Source organism: Desulfofundulus thermobenzoicus (assembly GCF_009428905.1).
In the GTDB taxonomy this organism is placed as follows: Bacteria; Bacillota; Desulfotomaculia; order Desulfotomaculales; family Desulfovirgulaceae; genus Desulfofundulus_A; species Desulfofundulus_A thermobenzoicus.
Genome location: NZ_WHYR01000283.1, coordinates 1 through 309, shown reverse-complemented (window position 1 = coordinate 309; position 309 = coordinate 1). Strand labels below are relative to the sequence as shown.

Annotated in this window: 1 pseudogene; it reads right to left on the bottom strand. The window is 43.4% G+C overall.

What is annotated here, in order from left to right:
- Positions 1-128 precede the first annotated feature (128 nt).
- Positions 129-309: pseudogene (locus GFC01_RS18645) on the bottom strand (hypothetical protein); the annotation flags it as partial.

Sequence of the window (309 nt, the reverse complement as noted above, 5' to 3'; positions counted from 1 at the left end):
TTCAAAAGGAGGCTTCTTGGAATGGACAGCAGTTAAATTCGTTTTTTAAAATAGCAAATCCACCATTAAATTCCAATTAGATGGTATTGTCTACCAATACAAACTGGTTGGGAAAAGGAATTATGCTATTAGTTGGGGTTTATCGACTGTCTCTGGTACAGGGTCTGAATAAACCGTTCAGTGTAACCGTTGGTCCAGGGGTGCTTCACCTTGGTGGTCTTGTGCTTAACACCCAAGATAAGGCATATAGCACCGTAAGTGTGTCCATAGGTGGGTTCGGACGAGCCGTATTCCCTGCCGTTATCCGTA